This is a genomic window from Simplicispira psychrophila DSM 11588, assembly GCF_000688255.1.
Lineage (GTDB): Bacteria > Pseudomonadota > Gammaproteobacteria > Burkholderiales > Burkholderiaceae_C > Simplicispira > Simplicispira psychrophila.
This window is the reverse complement of the sequence record NZ_JHYS01000003.1, coordinates 275,142-286,818: the sequence shown is the minus strand read 5'-3', so window position 1 is coordinate 286,818 and position 11,677 is coordinate 275,142. Positions and strand designations below refer to the sequence as shown.

The 11,677-nt window shown below is 59.7% G+C and carries 8 protein-coding genes; 5 read left to right on the top strand and 3 right to left on the bottom strand.

From position 1 onward, the window contains the following. Positions 1-144: 144 nt before the first annotated feature. Positions 145-780 carry a GntR family transcriptional regulator gene (locus Q390_RS0105175; protein ID WP_027995109.1) on the top strand — a complete coding sequence of 212 codons (636 nt, stop codon included), beginning with the start codon at positions 145-147 and terminating at the stop codon, positions 778-780. A 4-nt stretch (positions 781-784) separates the two neighbouring features. On the opposite strand, the gene Q390_RS0105170 is transcribed toward Q390_RS0105175, so the two are convergent. Continuing rightward, on the bottom strand, positions 785-1,444 hold the full coding sequence (locus Q390_RS0105170) for a c-type cytochrome (RefSeq protein ID WP_027995108.1): 660 nt from the start codon (positions 1,442-1,444) through the stop codon (positions 785-787). A gap of 142 nt (positions 1,445-1,586) precedes the next feature. On the opposite strand from Q390_RS0105170, the gene Q390_RS0105165 reads away from it, so the two are divergent. Both Q390_RS0105165 and dusA read left to right on the top strand, forming a co-directional pair. Continuing rightward, complete coding sequence (locus Q390_RS0105165; RefSeq protein WP_027995107.1) at positions 1,587-3,434, top strand: AMP-dependent synthetase/ligase; 1,848 nt, start codon at positions 1,587-1,589, stop codon at positions 3,432-3,434. Between the two features lie 149 nt (positions 3,435-3,583). Continuing rightward, positions 3,584-4,612: a tRNA dihydrouridine(20/20a) synthase DusA gene (gene dusA, locus Q390_RS17595; protein ID WP_037472186.1), complete on the top strand. Its 1,029-nt coding sequence runs from the start codon at positions 3,584-3,586 to the stop codon at positions 4,610-4,612. 3 nt (positions 4,613-4,615) lie between these two features. Here dusA and Q390_RS17590 read toward each other — a convergent pair whose 3' ends face one another. Continuing rightward, the gene (locus Q390_RS17590; protein WP_245606868.1) at positions 4,616-7,333 is read right to left on the bottom strand and encodes a bifunctional diguanylate cyclase/phosphodiesterase; all 2,718 of its coding nucleotides are present in this window, start codon (positions 7,331-7,333) and stop codon (positions 4,616-4,618) included. A gap of 585 nt (positions 7,334-7,918) precedes the next feature. On the opposite strand from Q390_RS17590, the gene Q390_RS0105150 reads away from it, so the two are divergent. Together Q390_RS0105150 and Q390_RS0105145 are read left to right on the top strand one after the other, a co-directional pair. Then, the gene (locus tag Q390_RS0105150; protein WP_027995106.1) at positions 7,919-9,394 is read left to right on the top strand and encodes a polyhydroxyalkanoate depolymerase; all 1,476 of its coding nucleotides are present in this window, start codon (positions 7,919-7,921) and stop codon (positions 9,392-9,394) included. A gap of 17 nt (positions 9,395-9,411) precedes the next feature. Further along, positions 9,412-10,035, top strand: a complete 624-nt coding sequence (locus Q390_RS0105145; RefSeq protein WP_051603040.1) for an RnfABCDGE type electron transport complex subunit B — start codon at positions 9,412-9,414, stop codon at positions 10,033-10,035. A gap of 9 nt (positions 10,036-10,044) precedes the next feature. On the opposite strand, the gene Q390_RS0105140 is transcribed toward Q390_RS0105145, so the two are convergent. Further along, complete coding sequence (locus tag Q390_RS0105140) at positions 10,045-11,559, bottom strand: methyl-accepting chemotaxis protein (protein ID WP_027995104.1); 1,515 nt, start codon at positions 11,557-11,559, stop codon at positions 10,045-10,047. Between the last annotated feature and the right edge of the window lie 118 nt (positions 11,560-11,677).

The following is an 11,677-nucleotide window of genomic DNA, read 5'->3' as shown; positions in this document are numbered from 1 at the left end:
GTGTCACAAGGTTCGCAATGAAGGGACATGCAGGTCGCAAAGCAGTCGCAAAGCGTTACATGCAGGCGCAATGAACGGAGTTTACCTGATTCGTAATTATTAATTTATAGTTTTTGTCGCAGTCGTTTGGTACATTTCACTGCTATGTCCGCCGTTACCTTGACCCCCCGTGCCCTGTACCAGGAAGTTGCTGAACAATTGCGCCAGCGCATCTTCAACCGTGCGCTGGAGCCAGGCTGCTGGATTGATGAACTCAAAATTGCCGAAGAGTTTGGCATCAGCCGCACGCCGCTGCGCGAGGCCTTGAAAGTGCTGGCCGCCGAAGGGCTGGTCACGATGAAGGTGCGCCGGGGCGCATATGTCACCGAGATGTCTGACAAAGACCTGCGCGATGTGTACCACTTGCTCAGTCTGCTGGAGAGCGATGCTGCTGCGGTAGTCGCCGCCCAGGCCAGTGCGGCGCAATTGCAAAGCCTGCAGGACTTGCACGCCGAGTTGGAAGGCGCCTGTGAAGAACGCGAGCGCTTTTTTGCCGTCAACGAGCGTTTTCATCTGCTGCTGCTGGAACTGGCCGACAACCGCTGGCGCGGCCAGATGGTGGCGGACTTGCGCAAGGTGATGAAGCTCAACCGGCACAACTCGCTGCTCAAGCAGGGGCGCATTGAGGATTCACTGCAGGAGCACCGCGCTATTTTGGCGGCCATCATGGCGCGCGATGCGCAGGCTACCGCCCATGCCATGCAGGCGCATTTTGCGCAGGGGCTGGAGGCTGCGGCCTGATGAATTACTGCATCGACGAGACGAAGGCTACCACCGCCTGGATGTCGGCATCGGTCATGCTCTTGGCATGGGTGACCATGACAGAGTCGGCGCGGGTGCCGCCACCCGAGCGGTAGCGCTTGAGGGTTTGGGTGAGGTAGTTGATCTGCTGGCCAGCGATACGCGGAAATTGCGCGCTACCACGTCCGTCGGTGCCGTGGCAACGAAAGCACACCTTGTTGAAATATTCCTGCCCTTTGGCCGCCAGCGCAGCGTTGGCAAGGGGAGTGTGCACCACCTGCTGGGAGGTGTAAAACAGCACCATGCCGACCTTTTCGTCGCTGTTCATGGCGCGGATCATGCCCTCCATGAACATATCGCGGCGCCGGCCATCGGCAAATTGGCGCACCTGTTCCAGCAGGTAGGCCGGGTTTTGCCCCGCCAGATTCGGGATGTCGGGCTTGACGCTGTTGCCGCCTTCGCCGTGGCAGTTGGCACACACAGCGGCGACCTTGCGTCCCGTTGTCAACAAGGCCTGTTCCAGTTTGGGATCGGCCTGCGCTTGCAGTAGGCGTGCGCTCAAGTCCACGGGTGCGCGTGTTTTGGCAGATTCAGCCAGCGTGGGCTGGAATATGCACAGAGCCAGCAGTCCTGCTGCCCATCCCACTTGAACGCGCTTTACCATATGGTGCCCACTTAGAAAAAACGGTCATTTTAGGCGGATCGCCATGATTGTTTCAAATAACTCAAAAAGCTTGCATTTTTTACTGGTGCATACACGGCACGGCCCGCCTTGGGGACGGTATTTTCAGGCCAATAATGGCTCCATGACCACCCTTCTCACTGACCTCGCCAGCGTGCAGACGTTGCCCCAATTGCTTGCTTGGCGCGCTGCCCGCACGCCAGGCGCCGAGGCTTACCGGGCCTTTGATGCCAGCTGTCAGCGCTGGATCAGCCTGACCTGGGCACAGACGCAAGAGCGGGTAGTGCACTGGAGTCGGGCGCTGGCCACGATGGCGCTGCCCCGTGGCGCACGGGTGGCCATCCTGCTACCCAATGGCTTGAACGCCATGTCCATCGACCAAGCCACACTGGCGCTGGGCCATGTGCCGGTGCCACTGCACGCCATCGACAACCCGGCCAGCATTGCCTACATCCTGGCCGACTGCCAAGCCTCGCTGCTGCTGGTGGACGACCTGGCACAGTGGCAACGCATCCAGGCGCTGGAGACTGCCTTGCCCGAGTTGCGCGCAGTGCTTGTCACCGCGCCGGGCGCGGTGTCCGATCTGGCCGCACCAGTGCCGGTACTGGCCTTGGCTGACTGGCTTACCCAGGCACGCCAGCGCCCGCTGATGCACACACCACCGTGTGCCGTCGATATGGCGGCCATCGTCTATACCTCGGGTACTACCGGCAAGCCCAAGGGCGTGGTGCTGACGCACCGCAACGTGGTGGCCGATGTCAAGGCAGTGCTGGCGCGCATCCAACCCTTGCCGAGCGATGTCTTTTTGTCATTTTTGCCGCTGTCGCACACCTTCGAGCGCACTGGCGGCTACTACCTGCCGATGGCAGCGGGCAGTTGCGTAGCCTACGCGCGCTCGGTGGCGCTGCTGTCTGAAGACCTTCAAACCGTGCAACCGACGGTGCTGGTGTCGGTGCCGCGTATTTACGAACGCGTCTACGCCAAGGTGCAAGAGCGCCTGGCGCCTTCGCGCTTTAAAAGCCGATTATTCGAGGTGGCGGTAGAAGCCGGCTGGCGGCGTTTTCGCGCCATCCACGGCCTGCCAGCACCAGCAGACGAAGCCCCGCGCAGCACTGGACTGTGGAGCGCCCTGCCCTGGTTTGTGCTGGAGGCGCTGGTGGCTAAACCCTTGATGGCGCAATTTGGCGGTCGCGTGCGCGTGGCCGTCAGCGGCGGCGCGCCGCTGTCGCCGACCATTGCCCAGTGCTTTTTAGGCTTGGGCCTGCCGGTGTTGCAGGGCTACGGCATGACCGAAACTTCACCGGTAGTGTCGGTCAACACCTTAAAAGACAACCGCCCCGACAGCGTCGGACGCGCACTGCCGGGGGTGGAGGTGCGCATTGGCGAAAATCGCGAGCTACAGGTGCGCGGCGACATCGTCATGAAAGGCTACTGGAACCGCCCCGAAGACACCGCCCGCACCCTGTCACACGACGGCTGGCTGGCTACGGGCGACCAGGCCGACTTCATCGACGGGCGCATCTATATTCGCGGCCGCATCAAGGAAATCATCGTCACCTCGACCGGCGAAAAAGTGCCGCCGGCCGACCTGGAACTGGCCATCAGCGCCGATCCGCTGTTTTCCCAAGTCTTTGTCGTCGGTGACAACCGCCCCTTCATCACCTGTGTCGCCGTACTAGAAGCCAGCGAATGGCAGCGCTTGGCCGCAGAGCTGGGTCTCGACGCCAACGCCCCCGCCAGCCTGAGCGACCCACACGTGCTGCGCACCGCTGTGGAGCGTATCACCCACGCCAGCCGCAGCTTTCCGCGCTACGCCATGCCGCGCGCCGTGCACTTGACGCTGACGCCGTGGACGATTGAAAACACCTTCATGACGCCGACGCTCAAGCTCAAGCGCAACAACCTGATGGGTTATTTTGCCCAGGAGATTGACGCGATCTATGCCAAGCCGAACAGCAAGCCGCAGGCTTAAGGGCGTGAAGAGACTGTGGCATCATAAAAAATGATAGCTGGCAGCGCTTTATTTGCTTGGTTTTCAGTATTAAAACAGTCTGAAAGCCATTTTCATAAAGCACTAGCAGCTATTATTTTTAATGCCCGTCGGCGGGGATAATCGCCGCCATGTTTGAAGTTGCCCCCACGCCCGCCGCTCTCCCGTCCACCGCGCCCAGCTCGCACAGCCCTTGGCGCATGTCCGTCGCGCCGATGATGGAGTGGAGTGATCGTCACTGTCGGTATTTTCACCGGCTGCTCAGTCGCCACACGCTGCTGTACACCGAGATGGTCAATGGCGGCGCAGTCATCCACGGCGGCACCGAGCGGCATTTGCGCTTTAACGCGGAAGAGCATCCAGTGGCGCTGCAGCTGGGTGGCAACGATCCGGCCACGCTGGCACGCAGTGCGCAGTTGGGCGCGCAGTGGGGCTATAACGAAATCAACCTGAACTGCGGCTGCCCCAGCGACCGGGTGAAGCGCGGCGCGTTTGGTGCTAGCCTGATGAAAGAGCCCCAGTTGGTAGCCGATTGCGTCAAGGCGATGGTCGATGCGGTGGAGGTGCCGGTGACCGTGAAGCACCGCATTGGTATCGACAAAGACGAGAACTATGATTTTGTGCGCGACTTCATCGGCACCGTGGCCGAGGCGGGGTGTGACACTTTTATCGTCCACGCGCGCAATGCCTGGCTCAATGGCATCAGCCCCAAGGAGAACCGCCAGATTCCGCCACTGCGTTACGGCGTGGTCACCCAACTCAAACAGGATTTTCCGCACCTGACCATCGCCATCAATGGCGGCCTCAATACCGATGAAGCAGTGCTGGAGCAGCTGGCGCGGGTCGATGGCGTAATGGTTGGGCGCGAGGCCTACCACAACCCGTGGTGGCTGGCGCGCTGGGACGAGGTGTTTTATGGCGATGCACCGAATACCCTGACGCGCGAGGGGGTCGAGGCCGCGATGGTGGATTACATGGTGCGTGAGCAGGCGCTGTACGGCACGCCGTGGGCCAGCATTGCTCGGCATATGCTGGGCTTGCGCCACGGTCTGCGCGGTGCGCGCCGCTGGCGTCAAGTGTGGAGCGACCACCACTTGAAGGCTTTGTCGCCGCACGAGGTGATGGCGCTGGCACATGCAGCCGAGTGTGCTGGGGATTGAAGCCTATGCGCCGCTGTGCAGTTGCTGTGCCAGCCAGGACTCCAGCAGCATCGGGCGTTCAAACAGAAAACCCTGCAAGTCGTTGCAGTGGTGGGCCCGCAGAAAATCGGCCTGGGCCTGGGTTTCCACCCCTTCGGCCACTACGCGCAACTTCAGGTGCTGAGCGACTGCCAAAATGGCCTGCACGATAGCGGTGTCGTTGACATCGTCCGGAATGTCCTGCACAAAGCTTTTGTCTATCTTGAGCTCAAACAACGGCAGTTTTTTCAGATAGGACAGGCTGGAGTAGCCGGTGCCAAAGTCATCGATGGAAAAGCGAATGCCGATTTGCACCAGTTCGGTCATGCGGCCAATGGTGGCCAGGTTATTGACCAGCAAAGTTTCGGTAATCTCCAGAATGAGCTGCGTCGCCGGCGCACCGGTTTGCAAGAGGATGGCGCGTATGCGATCGACAAAATCGTCTTGGTGAAACTGGCGTGGGCTGACGTTGACCGACAGCGTGAGCGCAGGGTGCGTTGCCTGCAGGCGCGCCAGGGTCTCACAGGCTTGCACAATGACCCATTCACCCAGGCGCAGGATCAGACCCGAATCTTCGGCCACTGAAATAAAACGGTCGGGTGACACATTGCCGCGCAAGGGATGGTTCCAGCGCAGTAGCAGTTCGCCGCCCACCACGGCAGTGCTGTGGGCGTTGACCTGCGACTGCGCGTACACGGAAATTTCTCCGCGTTCCATGGCGGCCTTGACGTCTTGGGCCAAGGCCAGGCTTTCCTGCGCATCGGTCAGCATGGCGGCTTCAAAAAAGCACAACCGGTTGTGCTCCATTTTTTTAGCCTGGCACATGGCGGTGTCCGCTTCGCGCAGCAGATCATCGGCTCCTTCAACGTTTTTGGGGAACAAGGTGATCCCCATGCTGGCGCTACTGCTGTAGAGGTGCGTATCAATCTGGTGGGGCACCTCCAGCGCGCTGTGTATCTGCTCGGCGATGCGCAGCGCTGCCGCCGCTGCCGTTTGCATATCGCTGGCCAGATGCTGCAGCAGCACCACGAATTCGTCGCCTCCTAGGCGCGCCACGGTATCACCGCTGCGCAGCTGCTGCATCAAGCGCTGCGCCACCTGTATCAGCAGCGCATCGCCCACCGCGTGGCCACGCGCATCGTTGATCTGCTTGAAATTGTCCAGATCCAGAAAAATCAGCGCACCGACCTCGCCCAGGCGCTGGTGTGCCGTGAGTGCGTTGTGCAGCCGCTCCTGCAGCAAGGCGCGGTTGGGCAAACCGGTCAGGGTGTCGTAATAGGCTAATTGGAGGGTATGGGCCTGGGCCTTTTTGCGTTCGGTGATGTCGCGTGACAGAGCGATAAAGCGCGGTCCGGCAGAACTGCTACCGCCCTCTTTGCGCGCCACCGACAGCTCAAACCATTTGTGCTCACCCGCCAACTCCAGGCCATATTCCTGCCCTCCCGAGTAGCCGGTGACCCAGGCTTCTTTCAAAGCCGCCATGCTGCCGGCAGCGGCATCGGGCGACATGATGTCGGCCAGGCATTTGCCTGCAAATTGTTCGGGTTGTCCTTGCAGCAGATCAACGCGAGCGAAGCGAAAGCGGTGGATGCGGCCTTGCAGGTCCAGCTCAAACAGCAAATCGGGCACCGCATTCAGGGTACTCACCAAGTCATCCCGGGTATGGCGCAACTCGTGCGTCATGTCGCGTGCCAAGATAAGGGCCCGCTCACGCCCGGTCATCAACAGCCAAGCCAGCCAGCCCAGCATCAGACTGCCAGCCACCGCCATGGCCGCGACCCATGCATGCTGCGTGCTGGCATGGTGTGCGATGAAGGCCGGGCGCGGCTGTAGCAGCAGCGTCCAGAGGTGCCCGCCCAGCAGCAGTTGACGCGTGGTGTGGAGTGTGGATGGGCGGGCTGGATCGGCACCGATGGGTGCGGTGTTCAGAGAGCTGTAAAGAAGCTCTTTTGCATTGAGCACCTCACCGTCGTAAATGTGCAGATCAATGTCGGAATCAAGCTTTTCGATCAACCCATGCATCATGGCTTGCATACGAAATTGCACGCTGACCCAGCCGCGCAAAGCCGCGCGCCGCTGCACCAGCGTATCCAGACGCGTCTGGGGAGCGTAAAGCGGCAGGTACATGACCAGGCCCGGGGTCGTTCGAGCGGGGTTATTGTCATCACCCACATCCTGGGCCAGTACCAACTTACGGGTGATAGCAGGTTCTCCACCGTCGCGTGCCCGCTCCAGTGCCTCCCAAGCTTTAGGGCGTGTAGCAATATCAAAGCCAACTATCTTTTGGTTTTCTGCGGTAAGTGGCTCGATGTAAACGATAGGCGCATAGTGCGTGCGCGTACCGGTCGGCCAGATGGGCAGAAGCAGCGCATCCTTTTCGGCAGAATCGAGCGAGCGGATCATGGAGACGCCCTGCAGGCCGGGTTTTTTGTCTTCCAGGTGCAGCGTATCGATGTAAGTTTGAAATTCTTTCTGGCTGATGTCTTCCGAACTGTCAAAGAAACCTTTGACTCCGCGCAACACCAGCTCGTAAGCATCGATGCGGCCCTGGATGTTGTAGACGATGTTGTCAACCGCATGCTGAAAATCCCGCGATACCTTGTCCGCGCTCTGGCGCTCCTGGGCTTGCCAATACAAAAAAGTAATACCGAGCATCGACAACGTCAGCGCGCAGGCCACCAGCATGGGCCAGCCCCAAAGCATGGCAAAGCCGGTCGCGGGGCGACGTGAAAATTGTTGCGGTGCTTGCATGAAGAGAAAGGAGTAGCAGACTACTTTGCCACAGGTCAAAAACCCGAACGAAACCAGTTTCTGGCGCTAACAATACGTTTTTAGACGGACATCAATAGCTGGTTTGAACGGATCTCAACGCTTGATCAGTCGGTACATTGTGTCCACCCGATTACCTTTGCTTGTGGCAGCAAAGAAGCCCGAGGCAATGCGAATCGATACATCGATCAACAAAATCGACAGGGGCGTTTCAACTCCGCTACACCAGGGTCTGTATCGATACTGCAACACATCGAATGCACTAATTCTGAACGCCATGCCCTCTGAAATTTCTAATACGCTATTGAATAGCTGTAAATAAGCTTACTTGCGCCGTTGGTTGCTAAAAAAATTTGATGTGACGCAATAAAAAGAACAGTATATTTTGCAGTGCGAGCGATGCACATGCTTGTCATTGATCTCTCGCAACCTGTGGTGCGTCAGTATCTCGCATGAGCCGCTGCTCTCGAAGTAACAAAGTACTGTTATATTGCACTGCAACATAACCTAGGCCATGCCATGCTTTATCAGATCTATGAAACTCAACGCTCTTTGATGGGGCCATTTGCCGACTTTGCTCAAGCAGCTGCCAAGTTGTATGGTGGATCAGCGTTTCCACTGAGCAAGACGCACCTATCGCAGCGCATTTCAGCTGGCTACGATCTGGCGTACCGGCTTGGCAAAGGCTATGAAAAACCTGTTTTCGGTATTACCACTGTCGATGTCGATGGTGTCGGCGTCGCCATCCATGAGCGTATCGAGCTGGACAAGCCTTTTTGCGAACTGCGCCGCTTCAAGCGTTTCTCGGACGACACCGTTACCCTGAGCAAGCTGAAAAACCAGCCGGTGGTGCTGGTCGTGGCACCGCTGTCGGGCCACTACGCCACCTTGCTGCGCGATACGGTGCGCACCATGCTGAAAGACCAAAAGGTCTATATCACCGATTGGAAAAATGCCCGCCTGGTACCTTTGTCCGAGGGCGAATTCCACCTGGATGACTACGTCAACTATGTGCAGGAATTCATCCGCCACCTGCAGGGCAAATACGGTAACTGCCACATCATCAGCGTGTGTCAGCCCACCGTGCCGGTGCTGGCTGCTGTGTCGCTTATGGCCAGCCGGGGCGAGACCACCCCCCTGTCCATGACCATGATGGGCGGCCCGATTGATGCACGCCGGTCGCCCACCGAAGTGAATAACATGGCTGCCACCCGCAGTTATGAGTGGTTTGAGAAAAATGTGATTTACCCTGTGCCCGACAGCTTTCCGGGTGCCGGCCGTCGCGTCTATCCTGGGTTTTTGCAATACACCGGCTTTGTGGCCATGAACCCCGACCGCCACGCCACCAACCACTACGATTACTTCAAAGATCTGATCAAGGGCGACGACGCCAGCACCGAAGCACACCGCAAGTTCTACGACGAGTACAACGCCGTGCTGGACATGGATGCCGCCTACTACCTCGAAACCATCAAGACGGTGTTCCAAGAATACTCGCTGATGAACGGCACCTGGGACGTGCGCTCGCCTGCCGGAGAGCTCGAGCGCGTGCGCCCACAAGACATCACCACCACGGCACTGCTCACAGTCGAAGGCGAGCTAGATGATATCTCCGGCTCTGGACAGACCCAGGCCGCGCACGATTTGTGCACCAGCCTGGTGAAAAAAGACCATAACCACCTGGATGCCAAGGGCGCAGGCCACTATGGCATTTTCAGCGGCCGACGCTGGCGCGAAAACGTGTACCCGTATGTGCGCCAGTTCATTCTTGATAACGATACGTCTCCAAAGGCGGCACCTGCTGTCGCACTTGTAGCCAGCGTAGCCAATGCGGTACCCCCAGCACCCGCAAAAGCTGCTGCACCCGTCAGCCCGATCACGGGAGCCGCAGCCACCGCCCCGGCTCCAGAAATCAAGGAAGGCCAGCAGATCGCAGCAGTGACGGCAGCATCGCCCCTGACCAAGGGACGCAGGCGCAACAACCGCAAGTCCTGAACCCGAGCGCGGGGAGCGTGAACACGTTCTCGGTGCCTTTGGCACTGCACTTGACAGGTCTGGCAGCACGTATTGATGCTGTCCTGCCGCAAACGCAATGCACGCGCTGCGGCTACCTTGACTGCGCGCACTATGCGCAGGCAGTGGCTGCTGGCGAGGCGGGCATTGACCAATGTCCACCGGGCGGAGAAGAAGGTATTTCCCGGCTGGTGGCGCTGACCGGGCAGGCGCCGCGCCCGCTCAATCCCGAGCACGGCGCAGAAGGCCCGCGCACGCTGGCCCTGATCGATGAAGATTGGTGCATTGGCTGCACGTTGTGCATCAAGGCCTGCCCTACCGACGCCATCTTGGGTGCCAACAAACTCATGCACACCGTTATTGCGGCCCATTGCACGGGCTGTGAGTTGTGCATTCCAGTGTGCCCTGTCGATTGCATTGCGCTGATCAACGCCAGCGGATCAAATTCTGGTTGGGCGGCATGGTCCCCACTACAGGCAGAGCACGCACGCCAGCGCCATATCGGGCGCCAGCAGCGCCTGGCGCTAGAAACGCCAGAGCAGGAGGCTGCGCCTGCGGTGGATACTAAAAAAGCGGCCATTGCTGCGGCGTTGGCCCGTGCCCGCGCACAACGCAAACTTTGATCTGCTTGATCAGCCGCGCACGGCCAGTGTCTTGTACACCCCGCAGCCCAGGTACATTTCATCGACCCGCTGCACAAACGACATTTTGGTTTGCACCGCCCCCGTGGCAGGGTTGGTGATGTCGTACTCAACCCAGCCCGGCCCGCGCTCGGCCTGCACGATGATGTCGTGCACCAACTGATCGCCAGCGATGCCGGGAATGTCCTGCACACGGGTGCCGATCTTGGCGGCATTGCCACCAAACGCCCGGTAGGTGCCAGCACTATCGAGCACAAACACATACATGTCGCGGTCATGGTAGGGCTGGCTGCTGTCTGTCAGGGTATGTAAAAACTGGTGCGCCGAGGTGCTGCGGCGCAGAGCAGCAGCGCGTCCGACCAGCGCAGTGGCTTCATCCGCCGTGCCTTGTTGCAACCGAAAAGCAGCCACCGCACTGGACAAGGTGCTGGCACGCCCTCTCAGTGCCACGGCCTGTTCGACGGCGTGCTCGACCATCTGTGCATTGTGTTGGGTGATCTGGTCGAGCTGGCGAACGGCAGCGGTGATTTCTTGTAGGCCGGTGCTTTGCTCGGCACCCGAGGTGGAAATCTCCGACACGCTGGTAGCCACGCTGCGGATACCGCTGGCCATGGTGGAAATACCATCGCCGGCGGATCGAATCAGGCTCGCACTCGATTCCACCTGTTGCACTGAAGCGCTGATGAGCGCGCGGATCTCACGCGCGGCCTCACCCGAGCGTCCGGCCAACATGCGTACCTCGGAGGCCACCACGGCAAAACCGCGTCCCTGCTCGCCAGCGCGGGCCGCCTCGACGGCAGCATTCAGGGCCAGGATATTGGTCTGAAAGGCGATGCCGTCAATCACGCCAATGATCTCGTTCATGCGCCGGGCGCCCTGCTGGATGGCCTCCACCGACTGCACCGCCCGGGCCATCGCCTGTACGCCTTCATCGGCCGCACGGCTGACTTGGCTGGCACGTTGATCTGCTGCGCGCGCCGTTTCCGCGTTGTTTTGTACGGCACCAGACAACTGCTCCACGCTGGCTGCCGTCTGTTCAAGGTTCGCCGCCTGCTGCTCCGTGCGATCGGCCAGCGCCCGGTTGTCCTCGGCCAAGCCTTGCCCGGCATGGGCTACCAGGGCCGCGTTGCTGCGGATATTGGCCACCATGCCCGAGAGGGCAATCACCATCCGATCCAGCAACAGCGCCAAGTCGGCAAATTCATCGTTCCCATGTACCGGTACTTGGACACACAAATTGCCTTGGGTGGTTTGCTCCATGGCATGGGCTAGCGCCGTCAGGTCGCTGGACAGGCTGGCGTAAAGCGTCAGCAACGTATAGACAGCAAAAACCGCGCAGAAGCCCGAGACGCCCCACACCACCTGCGGTGCAGCACCCCGCAGCGCCAGTGCGGGCAGAAGCGCCAAAGCCGCCAACCAGCTACATCCCAGCAATGCCAGTTTGGTGAACAGTCGAAAACGCCGCAGAAACCATACACCGGGGCGTAAAAAAAGGGATCCAGACATCGGTTCGCGTCTCCAAACGGTAGAGAAGGGTGCGCTGCCTGCAGCCTTCTTGAACATGGGCACCTGACCCTACAGGAAACAGCTCTTGTAGCAGCCCATACTGGTTACATTTTCTTGC